Source organism: Streptomyces sp. NPDC102402 (assembly GCF_044765765.1).
In the GTDB taxonomy this organism is placed as follows: domain Bacteria; phylum Actinomycetota; class Actinomycetes; order Streptomycetales; family Streptomycetaceae; genus Streptomyces.
Genome location: NZ_JBIWKR010000006.1, coordinates 15460 through 38873, shown reverse-complemented (window position 1 = coordinate 38873; position 23414 = coordinate 15460). Strand labels below are relative to the sequence as shown.

The following is a 23414-nucleotide window of genomic DNA, read 5'->3' as shown; positions in this document are numbered from 1 at the left end:
ACCGCACAGGAGAACCATGCACAGCACTCCCCCCGCCCACCGCCGGCCGCGCGCCGCACTCGCCATGGGAGCGGACGCCGCAGCCGCGGTGCTCTCCCCGGACTCCCTGGCGGCGCTGGCCGAGGTGTGCGACCTCGCGCCCCTGCCGGCGATCGACGACTTCTCGACCCGGTCGGCCCGTGCCGTACTCGCGGACACGGAGGTCCTGGTCACCGGGTGGGGCTGCCCACCGCTCCACGCGGGGGTACTGGCCTCCGCGCCCGCGCTGCGGGCGGTCGTGCACACCGCGGGCACGGTGCGCGGTCACGTCACCGAGGCCTGCTGGGACAGGGGCATCGAGGTGTCGTCGGCGGCGGCGGCCAACGCCCTGCCGGTGGCGGAGTACACCCTGGCGATGATCCTGCTGTCCGGAAAGCGGGTCCTGGAACGGGCCAGGGACTTCCGGGCGGCCCGGGTGCGCGACGCCTGGCTCGCGACACCGCCCGACGTGGGCAACTACCGACGTACGGTGGGCGTTCTGTCCGCCTCCCTGATCGGCCGCCGGGTGATCGAACTGCTGCGGCCCTACGACCTGCGGGTGCTGCTCCATGATCCGTACGTCACCGACGAGGAGGCCGCCGCACTCGGCGTCCGGCCCGTCACGCTCGCCGGGCTCTTCGCGGAGAGCGACGTGGTCAGCGTCCACACACCGCTGCTGCCCGCGACCACCGGGCTGGTCAGCCGCGAACTCCTGGACTCGATGCGGCCCGACGCCGCCCTGATCAACACCTCCCGGGGTGCGGTCGTCGACCAGGACGCGCTCACCGACGTCCTGCGGAGGGGCCGGATCCGGGCGGTGCTCGATGTCACCGACCCCGACCCGCTGCCTGCCGGACATCCCCTGTGGGACTGCGAGAACGCCCTCATCACCCCCCATCTCGCGGGCTCCCAGGGCAACGAACTACGGCGGCTGGCCGACCTCGCGGTCGGTGAGGTCGCCCGCTGGGCCGCGGGCGAAGGCTTCGCCCACCCCGTACGACGCGAAAGGCTGGCATTCCTCGCATGACCTCCATCCCCTTTCCTCTCCCCCCTGAAGACCGCGGACGGAGCCCCCGCACCGGCTACACCCGTGCCCACTGGGAAGCAGTGGCGGACGGACTGCTGGACGCCGCGTGGAAGTGGGCCACCCCCGGAAGGGCCCTGCTCGACCTGCCCGGCCGGCCCTCCGGCTCCGGGGTGCGGTCCGACGGACTGGAGGGCTATGCCCGTACGTTCCTCACCGCCGCGTTCCGGGTCGCCGGCGCGGAGGGCAAGGACCCGCACAACTGGCTGGAGCGGTACGCCGACGGGCTCACCGCCGGCACGCGCACGGCCGGGCGGGACGACGCGGAGTCCTGGCCTCTGATCCTGGACCACACCGTGTTCGGCCAGCCGATGGTGGAGTCGGCGTCGGTGGCCATCGGACTGCGGCTGACCCGCCCCTGGCTGTGGGACCGGCTGGACGCGGCCACCCAGGACCGGGCCGAGGAATGGCTGCGCGGGGCGCTGCGGCACAGCCCCGCTCCCAACAACTGGTATCTCTTCCCCTTCTCCGTCGCCGGCTTCCTGGAGTCGGTGGGCCGGGGTGACGCGGAGACCGCACGGGCCCGGCAGCGGGCGCTGGACCTGCTGGAGGGCTGGTACCGCGGCGAGGGCTGGTACGCCGACGGGGACGGGCGCGCCTTCGACCACTACAACGGCTGGGCGCTGCACCTGTATCCCGTGCTGGACGCGTACCTCTCGGGCGACGCGGAGCTGTCCGCCCACTACGGGGCGCGGCTGAGGGAGCATCTGGAGAGCTTCTCGCTGATGTTCGGTGCGGACGGTGCCCCGATGCACTTCGGGCGCTCGCTCACCTATCGCTTCGCGGCGGGCGCGGCGGTCGCGATGGGCGCGGTGTCGGGGCACACCCCTCTGGCGCCGGGTGTCTCCAGGCGGCTGGTCAGCGGCTCGCTGCGGTACTTCCTGGACCGGGGGTCGGCCGGGGAGGACGGGCTGCTGAGCCTGGGCTGGCACGGTCCGCACGACGCGACGCTTCAGGGGTACTCGGGTCCCTCGTCGCCGTACTGGGCGTCCAAGGGCTTCGTCGCACTGCTCGCCCCGGCGGAGCACCCGCTGTGGACGGCGGACGAGGAGCCCGCCCCCAGCGAGGGCCCCGACCAGGTGCTGTCGCTGCCCTCACCGGGACTGCTGGTGCAGTCGACGCGGTCGGACGGCATCGTGCGGCTGCACAACCACGGCAGCGACCATGTCCGGCCGCACGAGGGCGAGACGGCGAACGTGGCGGACCCGCTCTACGCACGCCTCGCCTATTCGACGGCCACCGGCCCCACCTCTGCGGCGAACACGGCGGACAATCACCTGTCGCTACGTGTCCGGGGCTCCCGCAGCAGCAGGGTCCGGATCCATCCGCTGGGTGCGGGGCACGGTGAGGGCTGGGGCTGGGCCGCGTCCTGGCACACCCCGGTCTTTCCCGAGGGCCCGCCGACCGTGCCCGGGCTGCGGGTGGAGAGCGTGACCGTCGTCCGGGGACGGTTCGAGCTACGGGTCCACCGGATCCTGGGCGCCCCCGCCGGGGCGCGCGCCGAGCTGACGGGCTGGGCGACGGACCCGCGGGGCGCGGTGCGTTCGACGCTGCACGGGCTGCACGGCTGGGAGGAACAGGAGGACGTACGGGCACCGCAGGGCACGGCGTTCACCCGGTGGGCGGTCCTGCCCCGGCTGAGCGCCGACGTCGAGGGAACGGAGCTGCTGGTGGCGCTGGCCTCGCTGACGGGAGAGGCGGACCCGGCTCCGACGGAGGCGGCGTTGAGCGGGGTGAACGTCGACGGGGACACCGTCGAGGTCTCCTGGGCCGACGACGGCTCGAGGACCCTCGTCCGCTTCACCCCTCCGGGCGTCACGCACCGCCCCTAGCCCGGCTCACGAAGCGTGCGGTTCCTCTCCGCTCAGTGCGGGGAGGAGCTGTCGCTCCTCGTGGTCGAAGTGGGCTTCGAGGTCGGCTGCCAGACGCGCGAGTTCGGCCCTGAGCGTCTCCGCCTCGCCCGCGGCCGTCCGTGCGGAGAGGCTCCCGAGGATCACTTCGATGTCCCGCAGGGACTGCGCCACGACGTGGTGCTCTGCACGGAGCCTCCCGATCGCGGGGGCGAGCTGGGGGAACTGCTTCTCGAAGTCGGTGAACGCGCCGTCCTCGCCGGTGTGGTGCGCGTGCAGCGCGTCGCAGAAGGCCAGGCAGTGCACGGCCAGTCGCTTTCCGGGAGACGGTTCCGGCCGGACGCCCGTCTGTGCTGCGGCCGGGCCGGCGAGGTAGTCGTCGACGTCCCGACGCAACACGGCGAGCTCTTCCCGGAGTTCGCGGTGGACACGGGCCAGGTACGCGCCGATCGCACGAGTGTGCTCGCGGTCCGAGAGATCGAGGCGGTTCAGCGCGATGACCGGAATGACCCGGGTGGTGCCCGCCTGGTAGGCGCTGAAGGCCGGGTCGCGCTCGCACTGCGCCCGGTAGAGGCGATCACGCTCCTCGCCCAGGAGTGGCTCCGCGGTGGCGGCGTACGTCTCGACGGCGCCGCCCTCGGTGCCGGTCTCCACGGTGACCCTCGGATCTGCGAGCAGGTTGCGGTACCAGTCGGGATGCCTGGGCCCGCCCGCGTTGGAGGCGAAGACCAGGATCCTGTCGCCGTCACGCGCGTACACCGCCGGGTTGGTGCGGGGCCGGCCCGTCCGCGCACCCGTGGTGGTCAGGAGGACGAGGGGCGCCCCCTCGAACATCCCTCCCACGGCGCCGCCGTTCGCCCGGAACTCCTCGATGACCTGCTGGTTGAACGCTGCGGGTGAAGGGTGCTGGTCAGTCACGGAATCAGCCTCTCCGGTAGCATCAGGTCGCACACCTATTTGCTTCGAAAGCAAATTATCTTTGACGTCAAAGCTAAAGAGAGGTCGAGACCGTGTCAACCGCTGCCCCGGCACAGGGAGACCCCGGACCGGACGTCGACGAGTCCATCCGCGCCCTGCTCCTCCTCATGCCGCGCGTGATCGGCCGGGCGAAGCGGATCCCGGTCCCTGAGGAGCTCCGGCCGCTCGCGCTCACCCCCCGTCACCTGTCACTCCTCGCCCACCTGCTCTTCGACGGACCGATGAGCGTCAACGAACTGGCGGCGGGGCTGGAGGTCGCGCCCACGACGGTCAGCCTGATGGTGAGTGAGTTGAGCCGGAAGGGCGTCCTGGAGAGGCGGGAGTCGGAGACGGACCGGCGCCGGAAGATCGTGAGCATCTCCGAGTCGCACCGGGACACGATCCACGGGTGGCTGGGGCGCGGAGCGACGGCCTGGCGGGAGGCGCTCGCCCCACTGACGAACGAGCAGCGGCGGATGTTCGTCGACACGCTCACGGCCTACGAACGGGGCCTCGCCGAGGACTGAAGGCAGACGTCCGGCCCGTTCACGCACCCTCCCGAGCGAACACAAGGGAAACGAAAGACTTCTCCTGAATTAATGGAGAACTGCGGAACAAGAAATTCAGGGCGACCGTTTCCGGGTCTTCACGGAACCCCCCGAAATCATTTCCGGATATCGCGTCGCGCGGTTACGCTGAGGCCGCTTCACCTGATGGTGCGGCAGCTGCCGATACGCCTGGGGAGGCGTTGACAGCGGCTTCAGGGGGTGGGGAAAAGTCGGGGGGCGGCTTCGCCGTGCTGCGGAACGGGGCGATGGGTGAACACCCGCCCGGGCTGCTGCTGTTCATTTCCACGGATCGCCCGGCGAGGCGACCGTGAACTCCTTCGCAAGGCTTTCCCACGGCCCGCAATCAATGTGACGACAAGTGAGGAAAACCCGTGCGACGCATCACGTCCGTATTCCTGTCCCTGAGCGCCCTTCTGGCGACCTCCGCACTGGCCGCACCTCTGGCAGGAGCCGCTCCGCAGGCGGATGGTCCGACCGCGGTGCCCAGCGGCTGGGTCGCCGTGGACGGCGCAGGACTGCAGCACATCACCGACACCGCGGACACCCTGCAGGCCCCGCCCGCCGCAGGCCGCAGCGCCTCCGCCGTGGCCGCCGAGCCGGAACTCCTTGCCCTGCAGTCGGCCCGTAACGAGAAGTTCGTCGCCACCGAGGCCAATTACGCCGCCCCGAACACCGGCGCCCTGCGGGCCCGCTCCGCCCAGGTGGGCGGCGGCTGGGAGGGATTCGTCTTCGAGTTCGACGAAGCGACCGAGACCGTCTCGCTGAAGTCGCTGGCGAACGACCGCTATGTGGCGGTCGAGAAGAACTACACGGGCAACGCACAGAACATCCTGCGCGCCCGCTCGACGAGCGTGGGCGGCTGGGAGCGGTTCTTCCTGTACTACAACGAGAGCCTGGACCGCTTTGCGCTCCAGTCCACGCTGAACGGGCTCTTCGTCGCCATGGAGAACGGCTACACCGGCTCGCTCCAGTACGCGCTGCGCGCCCGCTCGACCGAGATCACCGGCTCCTGGGAGGAGTTCACCCTCTACGGCCTGGAAGGCTGACCCGGTCCCGCCCCTCGGTGCCCGCGGTGGGGCGCGGGCACCGAGGTGGGGGTCCGGCGGGCGGCACGCCTGCCGTTCCGCCGGTCGAGCACGGCTTCGCCGCGCACCTGCAGAACCTGCGCGTGCCGACCACGGCCCGCACCGGCCTGCCCGGCGCAAGTGCTGCTGAGGCGAACGTCGTTCAGCGGTGGCCCGCAACGGCGGAGCCCGTCAGTGGTTCCGGGTGGTCGACTCGGACAAGGGCTACCGGGGTCCGCTCCGGGGCAGTCTCACCGCGGCAGCGGCCCCGGCCCGGCCGCCGGGCGAGGAGCTGATCTCGTAGGCCGAGGATCTGGCTAGGCATCCGTGCGGATCACCACGACGAGGTTGCGAGGTCCGTGGACGCCCTCCACCCGCTCCAGTTCGATGTCGGAGGTCGCCGAGGGCCCGCTGATCATGGTCGTCGGCCGTTCCGGCACGAGCCGGGCCACCGCCTCCGGGACTCCGGCCACGACCGAGGACAGGTCGACGACGCAGACATGGAGGTCGGGCACGAGGGAGAGCGCCCGCCTGCCCTGGTCCGCCGATCCGTCCAGGAAGATCGTGCCGGTCTCGGCACAGCTGACGGCCGAGGCGGTCACCACGCCGTCCAGGTCGTCGAGACTCGGCGCGGGGATGTCGGAGGAGTCCCGCTGGGCCTCACCGTCGTAGGCGCTGAGCCACCGCTCGTCCAGGCCGTCGGGGACCCCGATCCGCCGGGCACCGCGTTCGCGCAGGATCTCACCGATCACTTCGGCCGTGCGGTCGCCCGTACAGGGGTGGACCTCCGCCTTGTAGTCGACGAGCCGGTCGGTCAGGAGCGCGAGACGCTCGCCGTCCGGGAGGGTGCGGCCCGTGCGGTAGGCGCGGGGGATCTCGGTGGCGGAGGCGGGCGCGATGGCCAGGGCGTCCCTGACCCGGCCGAGCACGGTGTCGCGGGCGGTGGTGGTCACTGGTCCTCCTCGGGGGCCTCGGCGGTCCGCCTGGCACCTTCCTCCGCCGCGGCCCGCATCGTCTCCGCGCCCTCGGCCGATGCCAGCCAGGAGCGGAAGGACTGCCTGGGCGGTGCGGCGGTGTCGCGGCTGTCGCTCCAGCCGCTGAGCGGTGCGGGCAGCCGGGCGATGGTGCCGTCACGTCCACCGACGACGCGCCCGAGGGCGGCGGCCTTCTGCGCCGCGGTGAAGAGCTTCGGCTTCCTCATCACCCCGGCCGCGGCCTTCATCGCGAGCTTCTCCGCCGTGGTGCCGGCCTGTTCGGTGTGCTGGTGGCGCAGTTCGACGAGCATCGAGGGGATGTCGATCTTGACGGGACAGGCGTCGAAGCACGCGCCGCAGAGGCTGGAGGCGTACGGCAGCGAGCTGTTGGGGTCGTTCTTCGCGGCGTCCATGCCGGCGAGCTGCGGGGTGAGGACCGCGCCGATCGGGCCGGGGTACGTCGATCCGTAGGCGTGGCCGCCGGCGCGCTCGTACACGGGGCAGACGTTCAGGCAGGCCGAACAGCGGATGCAGTTGAGCGCTTCGCGGCCGATCGTGTCGGCCAGCGCGGCGGTACGGCCGTTGTCGAGGAGGACCAGGTGGAAGTCCTGGGGCCCGTCTCCGGGGGTCACGCCCGTCCACATCGAGGTGTACGGGTTCATCCGCTCACCGGTCGAGGAGCGCGGCAGCAGCTGGAGGAAGACCTCCAGGTCCTGGTAGCGCGGCAGGACCTTCTCGATGCCCATCACGGTGATGAGGGTGTCGGGCAGCGTCAGGCACATCCGCCCGTTCCCCTCCGACTCGACCACGGCGAGGGTTCCGGTCTCGGCGATGCCGAAGTTGGCTCCGGAGACGGCCACCTTGGTCGTCATGAACTTCTCGCGCAGGTAGGCGCGGGCCGCGGCGGCGAGGTGCGCGGGCACGTTGTCGAGGTCCGGGTCGACGCCGGGGATCTCGTCGAGGAAGATCTGCCGGATCTCGTCGCGGTTGCGGTGGATCGCGGGCACCAGGATGTGCGAGGGCTTGTCGTCGGCGAGCTGCACGATGAGCTCGGCCAGATCGGTCTCGTACGGCGTGATGCCGGCCGCTTCGAGGTGCTCGTTGAGGCCGATCTCCTGGGTGGCCATCGACTTGACCTTGATGACGTCGCTGCTGCCGGTGGCGCGGATCAGCCGGGTGACGATCTCGTTGGCCTCGACGCCGTCGCGCGCCCAGTGGACGGTGCCCCCGTGCTCGGTGACCTTACGCTCCAACTGCTCCAGGAGTTCGGGAAGCCTGTTCATGGTGTCGGTCTTGACGGCCGACCCCGCGTCGCGCAGCGGCTCCCAGTCGGGAAGCTCCCCGGTCACGTTGAGGCGCTTGGTCCGGATGGTGCGGGTGGCCCTGCCGAGATTGCCGCGGAGCTGCTCGTTGCGGAGTTCGTCGTGGGCCGCCTCGGGGAACTTCCTGTCGCCGCGCAGATTTCCCGTGCCGTACGGGGAGCGGGGCGGGGCGGCGGGCATGCCGAGGAACGTACTCATCGGGCGGCCTCCATCAGGGCGTACGGCGCGGTGCGGGTGGACCCCAGGATCTGGGCGAGGTGCAGGGTGCGTGTACCGGACCTGATGCGGGAGAGCCCGCCGCCGATGTGCATCAGGCAGGAGGAGTCCCCGGCGGAGCACACATCGGCCTTGGTGTCGGCGATGTTGCGCATCTTGTCCTGGAGCATCGCCGTGGAGGTCTCGGCGTTCTTGACGGCAAACGTGCCGCCGAAACCGCAGCACGAGTCGGCCTCGGGGAGCTCGACCAGATCGATCCCCTCGACGGCGCGCAGCAGTTCCAGCGGCTTGTCACCCACCCTGAGCATGCGCAGGGAGTGGCAGGTCGGGTGGTAGGTGACCCGGTGCGGGAAGTAGGCGCCGACCTGGGTGACGCCGAGGACGTCGACGAGGAGTTCGGAGAGCTCGTACGTCTTCGCCTTGACCGTGGCGACCCCGGCGCGCAGCGCGGCGTCCCCGTACCGCTCGGCGACGAGCTCGTGCTGGTGGCGGACGGAGCCGGCGCACGAACCGGACGGCATGACGACGGCCTCGATCGACGCGTCCCCGAACTGCTCGGCGAAGTTGCGTACCAGGGGGACGGGTTCGCGCTGGTAGCCGGTGTTGACGTGCATCTGGCCGCAGCAGGTCTGGCCCGGCGGGAAGACCACCTCGTGGCCCAGGCGGGCGAGCAGCACCGCGGTGGATCTGACCGCCTCCGGGAAGAGCGTGTCCCCCAGGCAGGTGGCGAAGAGTCCGATGCGCATGGGACCTCCCCGGTCGATTTATGGTCCGACCATACTAGCCTCGGTCCGCATGGGGAAGCGTTCGGGCACGCCCGGCCGGAAGGAGAGCGGAAAGGGAGTGGGGGCGGTGCCTGTGCACCGCCCCCACCCCTTTCTTTTTTCCCCCACACAACACGCGCGGGGGCCCGGGGGGGCCGGGGGGGGCCCCCCCCGGCGGGGGGGGGGGGGGGTTGGGGGGGGGGGGGGGGCCCCCCCCCCCCCCCCCACTCCCTTTCACCCGCAGTCGCGCGGCCCCTACGAGGCGCCGTTCTCGTCCACCAGCGTTCCGTGGAGGCCCCGGATGTGCTCCTCGACCAGGTCGGCCGCCTCGCCTCCCCGCCCCTCGCGCACCAGCCGGAGCAGCCGCGCGTGCTGGGCGTTGAGGGCGCCCGCCGTCTCCGGCCAGTCCTCGGTCTCCTCCAGCGCCCGCAGGATCAGCGGGCGGACGGACTCACGCACCGCCGAGGTGAGCGTGGAGGTGAGCGCGTTGCCCGAGCTGCCGGCGATCAGCACGTGGAAGCGAGTGTCGAGGTCGTTGAATTCGGCCACGCCCACGTCCGGCTCCCCCATCCGCCGGACGAGTTCCGCCGCCGCGTCGAGGTCCTCGGCCCCGGCATGGCGCGCTGCGGCCTCCCAGCTCGACCGTTCCAGCACGACGCGCGCCTCCAGGACGTCGTGCAGGCTGTAGCTCCCGAGCGCGAAGTGGAGGCGCAGCAGCCGGCCCAGGGCGTCGTCGGGGTTGCGGACGATGCGCGCCCCGGAGTCCGGACCCCGGCCGGGCTGGGCGACCAGGACACCGATGGTCTCCAGCACCCTGAGCGCCTCGCGCAGCGCGGACCGGCTCACGCCGAGCACAGGTGCGAGCTCCCTCTCGGGCGGCAGGCGGTCACCCGCCTTGAGTTCTCCGGCGAAAACCCGCTCCTCGATGCTCTGGAGCACGAGTTCATGGGTGCGGGACTGCCGTACGGGCTGCCACTCGACGGGCATCCGCTACCCCCTGTTCCGGGCGATGTTCCGGGTCATGCGCATGCCTCGACTATGTCACACAACGCATGTGGTCGGACCAGAACCCGGAGGGGATGAAGTGGCCGCGGCATCCTCCTGCGGCACCCCGCCTGACGGGCGTTCAAGCGCCCGTGACCTGGCCCCGGGTGATTCCGGACGCCCGTGACCTGCCCCGGGTGATTCCGGACCCCCGTGACCTGCCCCGGGGGATTCCGGAGCCGCGCATCCTCCACACCGCGCCGGATGCCGGACGCCCACGAGACGCACCCGCCACCCCGAAGGGCGAACCGCTGCGGTGGCGGGAGGAATTGGGAGTCCGCCCGACCGCCATGGGCACCGGGACGTGACGACGGCCACGCTGTGCGTTTCATACGATTCTCACCCAGTGCGCCTACGGTGCTCTCGTGACCCAGACGACCCCGCCCGGCTGGCATCCAGACCCCGGGCACTCAGGAATCGGCCCCCTTCAGGAACGCTGGTGGGACGGGAGCCGCTGGACCGACCAGCTCCGGATACCCCCCGCGGCGGTCCGGCGACGTCGCATACGGATCGGTGCGGGCATCGCCGCCGGCGTCGTCCTGCTCGCGGCCGTCGGCACCGGCGCCTACCTGCTGGGCGACAGCTCCGACGACCGCGCCGGGTCGTCCGCCACGGCGCCCGCCCCCTCGGAGAGCCCCCGCCTCCCCGGCGGACAGGGCGACGACGGGCAGGGAGGCGGCGGACAGGACGGCGGACAGGGGGGCGGCGGACAGGACCCCGGCCAGCAGATGCCACAGACCGAGGACGGGTACGCCACCGACGCGGCCAGCGGCATCAGCATCCCCGTACCCGACGGCTGGACCGGTCAGTCCGGGCCGATCGGCGCGGGGGTGCAGACCGGCGAGTACACCTGCCCCGGCGGCGGGTCGGAGAAGTGCGTCCGCGGCGGGGTCTCCTCCGCACCGGCGCAGGCGCTGAAGATCGAGGCGACCAACGCGAAGGCGGCGGCCGAGGCCGACATCAAGACCAACGCCGAGGAGTCGTACGGCGAGAAGGTCTACGGCGGAATCACCTCGCACGAGGAGCTGAAGTCCGGGGCGGTCACGGTCGCCGGACAGAAGGGCTACGCGGTGCGCTGGAAGGTGGTGACGAAGAACGGCGACGACGGGTACGTCGAGTCACTCGCCTTCCCCTCCCCCAACGTCAAGGGGATGCTGGTCGTCATCCGCTCCGGCTTCGACATCAACGCCGACGCGCCGAAGCTGACGGTCCTGGACGAGATCACCAAGGGCATCAAGAAGGCCGAAGGGGCCGGTTCCGGTTCGGGTCCGGGCGAGACCGCCTGAAGTAACTGAACCGTTTCCGCTTCCCGGCGGCCTGACGGAGAGCCGTACGAGGCCGCGCCGGACACCTCCGGCGCGGCCTCCGGCCGTACCGGTCGCCCACCCGCGCCGCCGCGGAACCGCCGGGTCCGCCCGGCCCTCCCCGACGCCCTGGAACGGATCCGCGGGCGGGCACGTGCGACCCATGGGTCACACAAGCAGGCCCCGCGAACGCAACCGATCGCAGTCGAGAACAGTCTCGAATACCGAAGGACTGTTCATTCCCTGGGATTCCTCCCGCCCAACTGCGTACGACAGAGGTTCATTTCGATGCCGATTCCCCCCCACCGTTCCGTCCGCGTCGCCGCCGCCGCTCTGAGCGCCGCGGGCCTGATGACACTGGGCGTCGCCCCCACCGCGTTCGCCGCTGACACCGCTCCCGATCTGGCCCTGGAGAACATCGCTCCGGTCGACGGCGTGAAGCCGGGCAGCACCTTCGACCAGCCCGTCGTCGTGACGAACAAGGGCACCGCGGCCGCCGACAAGGTCTGGATCGTGTACTCCGTCACCCGTGGACTGGACTACGCGCAGATTCCGTCCAACTGCCAGGCGCACCAGGTTCCCTCCTACGACGAGATGACGGCCAAGTCGAACGTGGTCTGCGCGTTCGACCAGTCGGTGGAGCCCGGTGCCGACTACACCCCGGAGAAGCCCCTCGCGATCAAGGCGCTCGGCAACGCGCTCAACGACAAGCTGCGCGTGACCGTCTGGGACACCGTCCCGAGTCTGGACGATGCCGCCACCGCGCCGACGGACGGAACCGGCCCCGCGGTGAAGCTGGTCGAGAGCCCGGGCGGCGGCGAGGCCACCGGCAGCGGCGTCGACGCGACGGTCTCCTCGGTCAACACCGCCGACTTCCAGGTCGAGGGTGCCGAGCTCGCGGGCAGCCCGGGCGACACGGTGACGCTGAACACGAAGTTCACCAACGCGGGTCCCGCCTGGGTGCTGACCGACGAAGGCGACCCGCTGCCCGAAGTCCGGATCACACTCCCGGCCGGCACGTCCGTCGTCAAGGCCGACGGCTTCTGCGAAGCGGAGGGCGCGACCTATGTGTGCGGGACCAACCAGCGGTGGATCAACGAGGGCGAGGGCGGGGACTACACGTTCAAGCTGAAGATCGACAAGAAGGTGGAGGGTGCCAAGGGCTCGGTGGCACTGGGCACCGCGCCGCGGCCGTTCGACCCGGACAAGGGCAACGACAAGGCGGACATCACGCTGGATGTGAAGGACAGCGGGTCGGGCGGCTCCACCGGCTCCGGCGGCTCCGGCGGGTCGGGCGGGTCCACCGGCTCGGGCGGCTCCACCGGGTCCGGCGGCTCCACGGGATCGACCGGCTCGACCGCATCCGGCGGCTCGACCGGATCCGGCGGCTCGACCGGTGGTAACCAGTCGGTCGCGAACAGCAGCCAGCTGGCGGCCACCGGCTCCTCCTCCACGACGGCCGTCGCTGGCGTCGCCGCGGCAGCCGTGATCGCGGGCGGGGGCACCCTCCTCGCGGTGCGCCGCCGCCGTGCCCAGAACCTGGGCTGACACGGCACACGGCGGTGGCCCCGGTCGGCAGGCCGGGGGCCCACCGCCGCGCGACAGGCGTTTCCCGACAGGGGCGGCACCGTCAGGAGACTTCACGGGGAGCGTGCGGGACGCCCCAAGGGAACCGGGGCCCTCGGAGCGTGCACGGGCTCAGCCGGGACTGGGACTACTCGGCGGCGCGCCGCCGGCGTGCGCGCTCGAACTCAGCGGCGTCCGGCATCCACGGGCCGTGCGGGTCGAGTGCGGCGCAGCCGCCGCGGACGAAGGCGCTCACGAGGGTCCGGTACCCACCGATCCCGTCGACCAGGCCGTACTCGACCCGGTACTCCGGATCCGCCCCGCCCTCACCCGCGCGCACCGTCGTGATCCGGGCGATGGAATCCGCGTAGAAGTGGAGCTGGATCCCTTCGCCCCGCTCCTCGTCCTCGATGGTGAACACTTCGTTGTCCGCGGCGGAGCGGTCCCCGACGAACTCCCAGAACTCCGCCGGGGCGGTGCGGGGACCGCCGGCGAGCCACTTCTTCTCGACGCCCTTGTCGTCGGTGAACGACAGGAGCGTCTTCCGCACACCGCCTCCGGAGCCGGCGCGGTCGTCAGCAGCCGTCTCCTCATCCTCCATGGGCTCGTTCCTGGAGCGGTCCGTGGCCTCCGAGCACATCAGGAAGCTCACGCTGCGCACCGCGTCATCGACGAGTTCAGGGTGTGCGCGGCGCACGGCCGCGTCGACCGCCGTCGTCATCCGATCCCAGTCGCGCTTGTCGGTGGCACGCTTCCCCCGTCGCGGATCGCGGCTGATCCGCATTCCGGCGCAGGCCCGCTCCGCGGTGGCGATCACACCCATGACCTCGGGCAGCAACGCGGGGTCGACGGCGTCGGGCGTCCGCCTCGGAACCGTCGCACCGTGCAGGTACTGGCCGGTGTACATCAGAATCGCGGCGTCGAGCGGCCCGAGCACCACTCCGCGCTGGGCGCGACGGCGGCTCGCGTCGTACTCCTGGGCCCGCCTCCCGTCGGACGTCTCCGTCGCGGCGCGCATCGCCGCGCAGACCTGACCGCGCTCGAGCAGATCGAGGTCGGCTCCGTGCGCGACCAGCCGGCCCCTGTCCCACTGGATGCGCCGGAAGAGCGCGTCGACGTCCGCGGGTGCGGAGAGGAGGATCGGGTCCAGGAGTGCGACGGCCGCGTCCTCGTCGAGCGGGCCCCCGGTTCCGGCGGCGTCGCACAGCGGAAGGACCGCGCTCCACAGAAGCAGGTGCCGTGCCAGGTCCTCCCGGATCACGGCGAGATGGGCGTCCCCGATCGGGAACGTGAACGTGCGAGGCGCGTGGTTGGCGTCCGCACCGGCACCGAGCGTCAACTTCAGCTCGCCGCTCTCGCGGATCACGTTCGGTATCCAGCCGCTCCGGCGCGTGAAAACGATGTCGCTCATGGACTCAGTCTTCCCCATCGGACGAAGACAGCGAGTACCGCGTACCGATCTGACCAGCGGCTCTCGTAACCACCCGGGCCAAGGACAGCGGTCGCGCCGACAGTGGCGGGATCCGCCCGTGTCACCGCCGCGGGCGGCGGATGGGCCCCGGGGCCTCGGCGGCGCAAGCGGCCTCGCTGCCGAACCCGGTCGTCGTGACCCGCGGCCCCCGGTCGAGCGTGCCGGTCCCGGACCGGTCCCGAGAACGGTCGAGGGCCGGTATCGGATGACTCCGATACCGGCCCTCGAACACGACTCTCACGAGTCGGGACGACAGGATTTGAACCTGCGACCCCTTGACCCCCAGTCAAGTGCGCTACCAAGCTGCGCTACGTCCCGCTGCCCGCCTGACCTGGGGTTTCCCCCTGGCTGAACGCGCATGAGAACAATACCGCACTTACACCGGTGCTCACGAACCCGTTTCCTGCCACTTGACCTCAACCATGGTTGATGTCGAACGCTGAGCCGCATGACGCCAACGACACTCCCGCCGGTGCACGGCTATGACGAGCTGGACCGGCTGATGAGCCTCATGACCGGTGACGAGAAGCACGGTCCGGCCGCGACCTCGACGCTGGACGCCCTCTGGGTCCTGTACGACCGGGTGCTGAGGGTCTCCCCCGCCACCATCGGCTCACCCGGCCGCGACCGCTTCCTGCTCTCCAAGGGGCACGGCCCCATGGCGTACTACGCCGTGCTCGCCGCACGCGGCTTCTTCGGCGAGGAACTGCTCACGGGCTTCGGTTCGTACGACTCACCACTGGGACACCATCCCGACCGGCTGCTCGTGCCCGGCGCCGAGATCGGCAGCGGATCGCTCGGCCACGGACTCCCACTCGCCGTGGGGAACGTGCTGGGGCTGCGGGCCCAGGGGCTGACGGGCCCCCGCGTGTGGGTGCTGACCGGTGACGCCGAGCTGGACGAGGGCAGCAACCACGAGGCGATCGCCTACGCGGGTCCGGCCGCGCTCGAGCAGCTGCACACCGTGGTGATCGACAACGCCTCGGCGTCGCACGCCCGGCTCGGCGGCATCGCCGCCCGGTTCGAGGCCGCCGGCTGGTCCGCGCGGACCGTGGACGGCCGGGACCACGAGGCACTGCACGCCGCCTTCACAGCACCGCACCCCGGCCGGCCGCACGCGGTGATCGCCCGCGTGGCCCCCAAGCGCTGACCGGCCCCGCCCGAGGACGACGGAGGAAATACCCATGGACACCATGCGCGACCGCTTCATCGCCACCACGACCCGACTGCTGGACGAGGACCCCCGCCTCGCCCTGGTGCTCGCCGAAATCAGCCGCGACGGCTTCGAGCGGGCCGAGCGGGCCCACCCGGACCGGGTGGTCAACGTGGGGATCAGGGAGCAGCTGCTCATCGGCGCGGGCGCCGGGATGGCCCTGACGGGTGTGCGGCCGATCATGCACACCTTCGCGAGCTTCCTCGTGGAGCGCCCGTTCGAGCAGGTGAAGCTGGACCTGGGGCACCAGGGCGTGGGCGGCGTGCTCGTGAGCGCAGGAGGCTCGTACGACTGGCCGGCCGGCGGATTCACCCACATGGCACCTGGCGATGTCGCCCTCCTCGACACGCTCGACGGCTGGACGGTTCACGTGCCGGGCCATCCCGACGAGGCCGAGGCCCTGCTGCGGCGGGCCGTCACGGGGGACGACCGCGCCTACGTGCGTCTCTCCCTCCAGTCGAACAGCACGGGCCGCACGGTGGCGGAGCCCGGCTTCAGCACCGTGCGGCAGGGCAGGGGCGGGGTGGTGATCGCCGTGGGGCCGATGCTCGACGACGTCCTGACCGCGACCAGCGGCCTGGACGTGACGGTGCTGTACGCGACGACCGTGCGCCCCTTCGACGCGGCGGGGCTCCGCCGCGCGGCCGGCGGGGGCACCGCGGCGTACGTCGTGCTCGTCGAGCCCTACCTGGCGGGAACGTCCACGGCCGCGGCCAACGACGCCCTGGCCGATGTGGATCACCGGGTCCTCGGACTGGGTGTGGGCAGGAGGGAACTGCGCAGGTACGGACAGATGGCGGAGCACCTCGTGGCGCACGGGCTCGACGCGGAGTCCCTGCGGCGGCGGATCGCCGCGTTCCTGCGCCTCTGAGCCGCCTCAGCCGTCCACCGGCGGCCGCCCCGCCTCCGGAGGCCCCGGAGGCCCCGGAGGCCCCGGAGGCCCCGACGGCCCCGACGGCCCCGACGGCCCATTGACCCGGACATGTCGTGAACCTACTCTGAATCACGCACGCCAGAAAGCGCTTTCTGCCCCCATGCCCGGCCCCCACCGCACCGGGAGCGCCCTCATGAGCAGCAGCCCGTTACCCGGCGATCCCGCGTCCCCGGCCGCCCCTCTCCCTCCGGCGTCCGTCGCCCTCATGTCCCTCTTCGCCCTTCTGGCACTGATCACCGGATCGGTCGCGGCCGCCTCGCCACCGAGGGCTCCGGCGGCCCCGGTCCGCGTGCTGGTGTACTCAGGGGCGGCGAACGCCTCCCAGGACACGGTCCGCGCCGGCGTCGACGCGGTGAGGAAGCTCGGCACCGACAACGGATTCGGAGTCGAGGCGACGGGCGATCCGGCCGTCTTCAACGACACCGACCTCGCCCGGTTCCACGCGGTCGTCTTCAACAACACCGCGCCGGGGAAAGGCAGTTCCGCCACCCTGGACAAGGGTGGGCGCGCCGCGCTCCAGAAGTACGTCCGGGCCGGCGGCGGCTGGGTCGGTCTGCACGACGCCGCCGGCACGGGCGAATGGGACTGGTACGACGGGCTGGTCGGGGCCGTGCCGGACCGGCAGGCCCCGGACCGGCAGGCCCCGGTCCGGCACGGAAGGATCGAGGTGCTCGACCACGCGCACCCCTCGACGGCGACGCTCCCGGGCGCGTGGGAGAGCCCGGAGGAGTGGCCCGGCCGGCGGACCGGTCCGGCCCCCACGGTGCACATCCTCGCCCAGATCCGGGCGGACGACGGCATCGCGGACCTCGACGGAGATCCCGGCCACCCCTGGTCGTGGTGCCAGAACTACGACGGCGGCCGTTCGTGGTTCACCTCGGGCGGCCAGACACCCTCGGCCTTCCGGGAGGACGCCTTCCTCGCCCATCTTCTGGGCGGCATCGCGTGGGCGGCGGGCGCGAAGCCAGGTGACTGCACCGCGACGCAGGACGGCTCGTTCCAGCGGACCCGGCTCACCACCGGCGGCCTCACCGATCCGGTCGACGTGGCTGTGGCGCCCGACCGACGGGTGTTCGTCGCCCAGCGCACCGGCGAGCTCAAGCTCGTCGACCAGCGGACGATGAAGGTCTCCACGGCACTCGACCTCGGGTACGCGCCTGAGGCTGCGGACCCTGCGGACGGGCTGACAGGCCTCGCCCTCGACCCGCGGTTCGCGGAGAACCACTGGCTGTACCTCCTGCGGTCCGGCGCGCCGGGGAAGGACGTCGCCCTCTCCCGTTTCACGGTCGACGGGGACACGGTCGACCCCGCGTCGGAAAGGCGGCTGCTCACCCTTCCCGGCCGGCGGACCACGGCCGGGGGCCCTCCGCCGTCCGCATCGCCGCCGTCCGGATCGCTCGCCTTCGACCGGACCGGCCGTCTCTACGTGGCGACGGGCGACGCCACGCCGCCCCTCGCGTCGGGAAACCCGGACGATCCACGGGGTGCGATCCTGCGGATCACCCCGCAGGACGACGGCACCTACACCGTGCCGGAGGGCAATCCCGTCCGAGCGGGCACGGCGTCCACCCGCTCGGAGATCTACGCGACGGGCATGCGCAATCCCTTCCGCCTGACCGTGGACCCGGTGAGTGGCAGGCTGCTGGCCGCCGACACCTCCTCCGACGGCGTGGTGGGCTACTTCCGGATCACCGGGTCGGGGCCGGTCGGCCGTCCGTACTGCTCCGGCGGCAAGGCCCACGGAGCCGCGGAGTGCGCCCAGCGGACCGCCGGGGGGATGGGCGCCGCCGTCCCGGGCGGCTCCGCCGCGATGGGCGGCGCCGTCTACGCCCACGACCCGGGGAGCCTCTACCGCACCAAGTTCCCCGAGTACTTCGCCGGGAAGTGGCTGACGTACGACCCGGCGGGACGGCGCTTCACCACGCACACGTTCCAGCGGGAGGACCGGACGCTCTCCGGCCCCGGGTCCGGACCGGTCGCAGCGGGTGGACTCCAGTCCGTCAAGCCCGTGTTCGGGGACATGGAGTGGCACCGGCCGACGGCCGCCGCCTTCGGTCCGGACGGCGCTCTGTACGTCGTCGACGCGGGGCGGAGCGGCGAGGCGGGGCACGACGGCGGCGACGCGGGCGCCGGTGTCTTCCGTATCGACCACGTCGGTGACAGCCGGCTGCCCGGCGCGGACATCACCGCCGACCGCGACAACGGATCCGCCCCTCTCACGGTGGCCTTCGAGGGGGACGGGTCCGGGTTGCCCGGCCGGGCTCCGGTCACCTACGCCTGGGACTTCGACGGCGACGGCGGAACCGACTCGACCGAGCCGAACCCCTCGCACACGTACCGCGACGAGGGGCGGTTCACGGCCCGCCTCACGGTGACCGGCCACGAAGGCACCACGGCAATGGCGGGCCAGGAGATCACCGTCGGCAACACCCGGCCCCGCGTCACCGTCCACCGGCCGGGGGACGGCGGTGTGTTCCGCCCCGGCGACACCCTGGCTGTCACAGTGGGCGTGACGGACGCCGAGGACGGGGCGACCTCTCCGGTCGACTGCTCCCGGATCCTCGTACGCTCCGACGCCGGCCGCCCGGGCCCGCTGCGCCCTCTCCCCGGCGCCCCGGGATGCCAGGGCTCGATCGTCACGGAGGCCGGGGACGCGCCCGTGTCCGGCGCCCACCGGATCACGGTGCGCTACACGGACAGGGGCGGCCCGAACGCCCCCGCGCTGACGGGCTCCGCCTCTCTCACGGTGCGTACGGCCTTCCAGGAGGCCGAGCGGTTCACGTCGACCGGTGGCAGCCACGGCGGAGCCGTCGCCGGCAACCGCGCGAAGGCCTCGGACGGCAGGACGCTGACGGAGATCGAGGACGGGGACTGGGTCTCCTTCGGCCCGGTGCACCTGGGCGGCGTCCGGTCGGTGACGATCCGTGCGACGCCGTGCGGGATCGGCGGGACGATCGCGGTCCGGGCCGGATCCCCCGACGGCCCCCTGCTCGGCTCGGTGACCGTCCCGGGCGCGAGGGGCGGGGACCAAGCCCGGCCGGTGTCGACGACGACCGCGCTGAAGGGCACGCCCGAGAGCGCGCGGCTGTACCTGGTGTTCACCGACTCGGCGTGGAACAGCGAGGGGCCGGACCTGTTCGCGGTCGACTGGCTGCGCTTCAACGGGCCGGGTGCGAGGACGGCCTGATCACCGTGACGGCGGGCCGCTGCACTCTGTGCGCAGGGCTCACCAGCACGCCGCCGGAATGCGGACAAGGGGACCACCGGCCCGAGCCCGCGTTGCGCTCCGGCGTGAGCCGCCCCGGCCGACCGGGAAGAGCAACGGCGGCGCCACGTCCCGTACGGGATCACGGACGGGCTCCGAATCCCGAGAGCGGTGCCGGTGCCGTCGCGTTGATCAGGTGCTGGACGAGGGTGACCAGCGCCCCGGTTCCGGAGCTGGCGATCCGGGCGTCACAGAGCACGACGGGCACGTCGGGCCCCAGATCGAGCGCCGCCCGTACCTCTTCGGGTTCGTAGCGGTAGGCGCCGTCGAACTCGTTGACCGCGACGATGAACCCGATGCCGCGGCGCTCGAAGAAGTCGACGGCCGCGAAGCATTCGGCCAGTCGGCGGGTGTCGGCCATCACGACCGCTCCGAGCGCACCCTTGGACAGTTCGTCCCACATGAACCAGAACCGCTCCTGCCCCGGGGTGCCGAAGAGATAGAGCACGTGCTGCTCGGACAGGGTGATCCGGCCGAAGTCCATGGCCACGGTGGTCGCCGACTTGGATTCGATGCCTTCGAGGCTGTCGGTCGCGGCGCTGACCTGTGTCAGGAGCTCCTCGGTGCTCAGCGGCGCGATCTCGCTGACGGCACCCACGAACGTCGTCTTGCCGACGCCGAACCCGCCCGCCACGAGGACCTTGAGGGCGACAGGGAAGTAGCCGGAGCTTCCGGAGCTGTCAGAGCTGTCGTCGTAGACCATCGAGCACTGCCTCCAGCAGAGATCGGTCGGTTGGCATGTCATGGAACGCGGGGGCGTGTGCGGTGACCGCCCCGCAGTCGACCAGGTCGGAGAGAAGGACCTTGGTGATGACCGCGGGCAACCGCAGATGTGCGGCGATCTCGGCCACGGACATGGGCCCGTCGCAGAGCTCCAGGGCCACGGTGTGTTCGGGGCCGAGGTGGGCCTGGGGCCGGCTCCCCGTGGCCATCACGAGCGAGAGCAGGTCGAGCACGGTGGTCGGCCTCGTCCGGCCGTTGCTCACGGTGTACGGGCGGATGAGCCGGCCTGCCGCGTCGTCGAGCAACGGCCCGTCCTGCGGGACCGGCATCCTCACAGCCCCGAGGTGAACGGCGCTCCGGCCGACTGCCGGAGCGGCGTCATGAGGTAGGGCCGCACGCTCTTGACCAGCATGGCCATCTCGTAACCCAGGACGGCGGCATCCGCCTCGCGGCCCGCGAGGACGGCGAGACAGGTGCCGGCTCCGGCGGTCGAGACGAACAGGAGCGTCGAGTCGAGCTCGACGACGACCTGGCGCACGTCGCCGTTGTCACCGAACCGGGCACCGGCGCTCCGCCCGAGTGAGTACAGCCCGGCGGCCAGGGCGGCCATGTGATCGGCGCTGTCGGAGTCCATGCCGTGGACGGATTTCACCAGGCCGTCCGCGGAGAGGAGGACCGCGCTGCGCGTGTAGGGCACGCGTTGGACGAGGCCGCTCAGCAGCCAGTCGAGGTCCGAGACCTGCCCGGACGGCATTTCCGTCGTCATGGTGCATCTACTCCTTGAACATGTTCTCGGTGCGTGGATCCGGTTCGGACATCTGCGGCCGCCGGTGTCCGGGGTCCGCCGGGGCCGTCGCGGTGGTGGTGGGGCTGCGGAACGGCAGCGGGGCGAGGCCGCGGTCCCGCTGGGGCCCGACGCTCATGACGGGGCCGTCGGCGGGGCCGGAACGCACGGCACCGACGGCGCCGTTGATGTCCGCGGGCTGCGGTTCCTCGGCGTTCTGGGCCTCCGCGAGGTCGACCCCTCGCCGGAAGGCCGCCATCAGGCCGGGGTCGTGGAGGGCGTTCTCGTCCGCGGACCGCGGGACCGGGGCCTCCCTGAGCTGCGGAACCAGATGCTCCTGGTTGCTGCGCCTGGGGAGCTGGGGGCGACCGGGGCCGGCGGCGGAGTCACCGGCGGGAGCAGCCGCGTCCACGGCGGGCCGGACGGACGTGGCGGACCGGGCCGGGGGGACGGTCCCGGCCGAAGGGACGGCTCCGGCCGGGGGAACGGGCTCTGCCGCAGGGGCGGAGCCCGTTCCCCCGGCGGGCCGGACGGCAGGCGGGGACGCCGCGAGGTTCGGACGGTCGACCCGCTCCGCCCGCAGTGGCAGCGGTGGCCCCTCGCCCTGGCGTGGCCCCTGCCCGGGCTGCTGGTCCAGCCGCGACGGGGGCCGGTCCGTCGCCTGCGGCGGGACGGCGGGCGACGGGGCCGCGGGCGGCGCGTCCTGTGCGGGCGGCCGGTGCACGGGGCCGGGGGGCGGGGCCGACGCCGTTCCGGGAGCGGCCGTGGCATCGATGTCGATGCCCAGGAGGACCTCGGGCAGCACGAGGACAGCCTGGGTACCCCCGTAGATGTTGCTCTGCAGCCGGACCGCGATGCCGTGCCTGCGGGCCAGGGAAGCGACCACGAACAGTCCGATCCGCCCGTCCTGCAGCAGATGGGCGACGTTCACCTGGTCCGGGTCGGCGAGGAGCGTGTTCATCCGCTTCTGCTCGGGGCCCGGCATGCCGAGCCCCCGGTCCTCCACCTCCAGGGCGAGTCCGGCCGTGACGCGCTGGGCGCGCAGCAGGACCTGGGTGTGCGGGGCGGAGAACACCGTGGCGTTCTCCACGAGTTCGGCGAGGAGGTGGATCACGTCGGCGACCGCGTGCCCCCGGAGGGTGCCGTCGATCGGCGGGACCAGCTTCACCCGCGGATACTGCTCGACCTCGGCGATCGCCGAGCGCAGCACCTCGGTCATGGTGACGGGACTGCTCCACTGCCGCCGCGAGACGGCACCGCCGAGTACGGCGAGGTTCTCCGCGTGCCTGCGGATGCGCGTGGCGAGGTGGTCGACCTGGAAGAGGCCCTTGAGCAGGTCGGGGTCCTCGACCTCGTGCTCCAGTTCGTCGAGGATCTGGATCTCGCGGTGCACGAGGGACTGCAGCCGCCGTGCGAGGTTGACGAAGACCTCGACCTTCTGTTCGTTCCCGTTGCTCCGGAAGAGCTGCGAGGCCTGGACCACCGCGGCCACCGCGTCGTCCTGGGCGCGGTTCATCTCATGGGCGAGGAGATCGAAGGGGTCCGCGCCGGGAGCGGCGGCGGGCGTGGCCTTGCGGGCAGGCAGGGGTTCGCCGTCGCGCAGTTGCTCCACCAGGCGCTGGAGCTCGGCCTGGTGCCGGGCACCGGTGCGCCGGAGCGCGAGACAGCGGTCGAGGACCCCGGCGGCGACGCGGTTGGCGCCGAGGAGGGCCGCCGCCACGGCTGCCACGGCCAGCGCCCCGGATCCGCCGAGCGCGGCCAGGAGGCTGCCGGACGGACGTACTCCGGAGGCCCGGATGGTGAAGATGACGGCTGCGGCCCCGCTGAGCACGGCGGCCACGGTCGGCAGGAGGGCAGTGCGCAGCAGTTGCGGCCGCAGCCGGGGGTCGGGAGCGGGCTGCGCGGCACGCGGCCGGTTCACGGCCGAGTGCGAACGGCCACCCGGGCGGCCGTGCCGCCCGCCTTCGCGGCGTTCCGGTCGCGCGGTGGGTGCGCGAAGTTGAGACATCATCGTCCTCGGTACGTGGGGCACCAGGAATCGGCATTCGTGTGGTGACACCTACGGTGGTCGGTCAGGCCCGGGTCAACGGTCGGGGCGGGCTCGACCGATAGGAGCCCACCGTTGATCACCGGCAACACACGGTAGTCGTCAATCGTCCGTGCTCGGCGTGCAGTTGTCGAAGTTGCCCGCCAGGCGTCCCGCTCTGGTATGACGCCTCGTACGGGCAGCCGAATCCGTATGCCGTCGACATCGCACGGAGATCCGGGTCCCGCCCGCGTGTACGCATCGCA

General features: G+C 72.1%; 20 protein-coding genes and 1 tRNA gene. 10 read left to right on the top strand and 11 right to left on the bottom strand.

The genetic code is table 11. The features are described from left to right. Nucleotides 1-16 precede the first annotated feature (16 nt). Both ACIRJR_RS19585 and ACIRJR_RS19580 read left to right on the top strand, forming a co-directional pair. Entirely contained in the window at nucleotides 17-1045 is a 1029-nt protein-coding gene (locus tag ACIRJR_RS19585; protein WP_403782058.1) for a hydroxyacid dehydrogenase, read from the top strand. Next, entirely contained in the window at nucleotides 1042-2934 is a 1893-nt protein-coding gene (locus tag ACIRJR_RS19580) for a DUF2264 domain-containing protein (RefSeq protein WP_403782055.1), read from the top strand. Before ACIRJR_RS19585 ends, ACIRJR_RS19580 begins: the two co-directional genes overlap by 4 nt. Nucleotides 2935-2940: 6 nt before the next feature. Here the strand turns inward: ACIRJR_RS19580 and ACIRJR_RS19575 are convergent, their stop codons facing one another. Further along, a complete protein-coding gene (locus ACIRJR_RS19575) occupies nucleotides 2941-3870 on the bottom strand; it encodes a nitroreductase/quinone reductase family protein (RefSeq protein WP_403782051.1) in 930 nt (309 codons plus the stop codon). 167 nt (nucleotides 3871-4037) lie between these two features. Here ACIRJR_RS19575 and ACIRJR_RS19570 point away from each other — a divergent pair, with 167 nt between their 5' ends. The 3 genes from ACIRJR_RS19570 to ACIRJR_RS19560 all read left to right on the top strand — a co-directional run bounded on the left by ACIRJR_RS19570 (nucleotide 4038) and on the right by ACIRJR_RS19560 (nucleotide 5846). Further along, nucleotides 4038-4436, top strand: a complete 399-nt coding sequence (locus ACIRJR_RS19570; protein ID WP_403782836.1) for a MarR family winged helix-turn-helix transcriptional regulator — start codon at nucleotides 4038-4040, stop codon at nucleotides 4434-4436. Nucleotides 4437-4858: 422 nt separating this feature from the next. Continuing rightward, entirely contained in the window at nucleotides 4859-5524 is a 666-nt protein-coding gene (locus tag ACIRJR_RS19565) for a fascin domain-containing protein (RefSeq protein WP_403782833.1), read from the top strand. A gap of 187 nt (nucleotides 5525-5711) precedes the next feature. Further along, nucleotides 5712-5846, top strand: a complete 135-nt coding sequence (locus ACIRJR_RS19560; protein WP_403782048.1) for a hypothetical protein — start codon at nucleotides 5712-5714, stop codon at nucleotides 5844-5846. A gap of 13 nt (nucleotides 5847-5859) precedes the next feature. Here the strand turns inward: ACIRJR_RS19560 and ACIRJR_RS19555 are convergent, their stop codons facing one another. The 4 genes from ACIRJR_RS19555 to ACIRJR_RS19540 all read right to left on the bottom strand — a co-directional run bounded on the left by ACIRJR_RS19555 (nucleotide 5860) and on the right by ACIRJR_RS19540 (nucleotide 9805). After that, nucleotides 5860-6495: a lactate utilization protein C gene (locus ACIRJR_RS19555; protein ID WP_403782045.1), complete on the bottom strand. Its 636-nt coding sequence runs from the start codon at nucleotides 6493-6495 to the stop codon at nucleotides 5860-5862. Next, the gene (locus ACIRJR_RS19550) at nucleotides 6492-8036 is read right to left on the bottom strand and encodes a lactate utilization protein B (protein WP_403782042.1); all 1545 of its coding nucleotides are present in this window, start codon (nucleotides 8034-8036) and stop codon (nucleotides 6492-6494) included. Before ACIRJR_RS19550 ends, ACIRJR_RS19555 begins: the two co-directional genes overlap by 4 nt. Continuing rightward, a complete protein-coding gene (locus tag ACIRJR_RS19545; protein WP_403782039.1) occupies nucleotides 8033-8800 on the bottom strand; it encodes a (Fe-S)-binding protein in 768 nt (255 codons plus the stop codon). Before ACIRJR_RS19545 ends, ACIRJR_RS19550 begins: the two co-directional genes overlap by 4 nt. 273 nt (nucleotides 8801-9073) lie before the next feature. Further along, the gene (locus ACIRJR_RS19540; RefSeq protein WP_403782036.1) at nucleotides 9074-9805 is read right to left on the bottom strand and encodes a FadR/GntR family transcriptional regulator; all 732 of its coding nucleotides are present in this window, start codon (nucleotides 9803-9805) and stop codon (nucleotides 9074-9076) included. A 422-nt stretch (nucleotides 9806-10227) separates the two neighbouring features. On the opposite strand from ACIRJR_RS19540, the gene ACIRJR_RS19535 reads away from it, so the two are divergent. Both ACIRJR_RS19535 and ACIRJR_RS19530 read left to right on the top strand, forming a co-directional pair. Beyond that, complete coding sequence (locus tag ACIRJR_RS19535) at nucleotides 10228-11148, top strand: DUF2510 domain-containing protein (RefSeq protein ID WP_403782033.1); 921 nt, start codon at nucleotides 10228-10230, stop codon at nucleotides 11146-11148. Between the two features lie 306 nt (nucleotides 11149-11454). Then, the gene (locus ACIRJR_RS19530) at nucleotides 11455-12714 is read left to right on the top strand and encodes an LAETG motif-containing sortase-dependent surface protein (protein ID WP_403782030.1); all 1260 of its coding nucleotides are present in this window, start codon (nucleotides 11455-11457) and stop codon (nucleotides 12712-12714) included. A 166-nt stretch (nucleotides 12715-12880) separates the two neighbouring features. Here ACIRJR_RS19530 and ACIRJR_RS19525 read toward each other — a convergent pair whose 3' ends face one another. Beyond that, entirely contained in the window at nucleotides 12881-14143 is a 1263-nt protein-coding gene (locus ACIRJR_RS19525) for a DUF6357 family protein (RefSeq protein ID WP_403782027.1), read from the bottom strand. Nucleotides 14144-14447: 304 nt separating this feature from the next. Continuing rightward, nucleotides 14448-14521: transfer RNA gene (locus ACIRJR_RS19520), tRNA-Pro, on the bottom strand. Between the two features lie 130 nt (nucleotides 14522-14651). Between ACIRJR_RS19520 and ACIRJR_RS19515 the strand changes: the two genes are divergently transcribed. The 3 genes from ACIRJR_RS19515 (at nucleotide 14652) to ACIRJR_RS19505 (ending at nucleotide 19537) form a co-directional block, all read left to right on the top strand. Continuing rightward, nucleotides 14652-15353, top strand: coding sequence for a transketolase (locus ACIRJR_RS19515; RefSeq protein ID WP_403782024.1), 702 nt, complete (start codon nucleotides 14652-14654; stop codon nucleotides 15351-15353). Nucleotides 15354-15387: 34 nt separating this feature from the next. Then, the gene (locus ACIRJR_RS19510; RefSeq protein WP_403782022.1) at nucleotides 15388-16287 is read left to right on the top strand and encodes a transketolase family protein; all 900 of its coding nucleotides are present in this window, start codon (nucleotides 15388-15390) and stop codon (nucleotides 16285-16287) included. Nucleotides 16288-16483: 196 nt separating this feature from the next. After that, entirely contained in the window at nucleotides 16484-19537 is a 3054-nt protein-coding gene (locus tag ACIRJR_RS19505) for a ThuA domain-containing protein (protein WP_403782019.1), read from the top strand. A gap of 160 nt (nucleotides 19538-19697) precedes the next feature. On the opposite strand, the gene ACIRJR_RS19500 is transcribed toward ACIRJR_RS19505, so the two are convergent. From ACIRJR_RS19500 to ACIRJR_RS19485, 4 genes are read right to left on the bottom strand one after another with little or no spacing between them, the layout of a single operon-like run. Continuing rightward, the gene (locus ACIRJR_RS19500; RefSeq protein ID WP_403782016.1) at nucleotides 19698-20318 is read right to left on the bottom strand and encodes a GTP-binding protein; all 621 of its coding nucleotides are present in this window, start codon (nucleotides 20316-20318) and stop codon (nucleotides 19698-19700) included. Next, nucleotides 20296-20667 (bottom strand): DUF742 domain-containing protein, encoded by a 372-nt coding sequence (locus ACIRJR_RS19495; protein WP_403782830.1) that lies wholly within the window; start codon nucleotides 20665-20667, stop codon nucleotides 20296-20298. Before ACIRJR_RS19495 ends, ACIRJR_RS19500 begins: the two co-directional genes overlap by 23 nt. 2 nt (nucleotides 20668-20669) lie before the next feature. Next, a complete protein-coding gene (locus ACIRJR_RS19490) occupies nucleotides 20670-21104 on the bottom strand; it encodes a roadblock/LC7 domain-containing protein (protein ID WP_403782012.1) in 435 nt (144 codons plus the stop codon). Nucleotides 21105-21111: 7 nt separating this feature from the next. Next, nucleotides 21112-23130 carry a sensor histidine kinase gene (locus ACIRJR_RS19485; protein ID WP_403782009.1) on the bottom strand — a complete coding sequence of 673 codons (2019 nt, stop codon included), beginning with the start codon at nucleotides 23128-23130 and terminating at the stop codon, nucleotides 21112-21114. Nucleotides 23131-23414: the final 284 nt, after the last annotated feature.

Bases quoted from the DNA above. Each gene is read 5' to 3' on its own strand.
- ACIRJR_RS19585 (WP_403782058.1), top strand. From the start codon at position 17: ATGCACAGCACTCCCCCCGCCCACCGCCGGCCGCGCGCCGCACTCGCC.
- ACIRJR_RS19580 (WP_403782055.1), top strand. From the start codon at position 1,042: ATGACCTCCATCCCCTTTCCTCTCCCCCCTGAAGACCGCGGACGGAGC.
- ACIRJR_RS19570 (WP_403782836.1), top strand. From the start codon at position 4,038: ATGCCGCGCGTGATCGGCCGGGCGAAGCGGATCCCGGTCCCTGAGGAG.
- ACIRJR_RS19550 (WP_403782042.1), bottom strand. From the start codon at position 8,036: ATGAGTACGTTCCTCGGCATGCCCGCCGCCCCGCCCCGCTCCCCGTAC.
- ACIRJR_RS19545 (WP_403782039.1), bottom strand. From the start codon at position 8,800: ATGCGCATCGGACTCTTCGCCACCTGCCTGGGGGACACGCTCTTCCCG.
- ACIRJR_RS19540 (WP_403782036.1), bottom strand. From the start codon at position 9,805: ATGCCCGTCGAGTGGCAGCCCGTACGGCAGTCCCGCACCCATGAACTC.
- ACIRJR_RS19530 (WP_403782030.1), top strand. From the start codon at position 11,455: ATGCCGATTCCCCCCCACCGTTCCGTCCGCGTCGCCGCCGCCGCTCTG.
- ACIRJR_RS19525 (WP_403782027.1), bottom strand. From the start codon at position 14,143: ATGAGCGACATCGTTTTCACGCGCCGGAGCGGCTGGATACCGAACGTG.
- ACIRJR_RS19515 (WP_403782024.1), top strand. From the start codon at position 14,652: ATGACGCCAACGACACTCCCGCCGGTGCACGGCTATGACGAGCTGGAC.
- ACIRJR_RS19510 (WP_403782022.1), top strand. From the start codon at position 15,388: ATGGACACCATGCGCGACCGCTTCATCGCCACCACGACCCGACTGCTG.
- ACIRJR_RS19505 (WP_403782019.1), top strand. From the start codon at position 16,484: ATGAGCAGCAGCCCGTTACCCGGCGATCCCGCGTCCCCGGCCGCCCCT.
- ACIRJR_RS19500 (WP_403782016.1), bottom strand. From the start codon at position 20,318: ATGGTCTACGACGACAGCTCTGACAGCTCCGGAAGCTCCGGCTACTTC.
- ACIRJR_RS19495 (WP_403782830.1), bottom strand. From the start codon at position 20,667: ATGCCGGTCCCGCAGGACGGGCCGTTGCTCGACGACGCGGCAGGCCGG.
- ACIRJR_RS19490 (WP_403782012.1), bottom strand. From the start codon at position 21,104: ATGACGACGGAAATGCCGTCCGGGCAGGTCTCGGACCTCGACTGGCTG.
- ACIRJR_RS19485 (WP_403782009.1), bottom strand. From the start codon at position 23,130: ATGTCTCAACTTCGCGCACCCACCGCGCGACCGGAACGCCGCGAAGGC.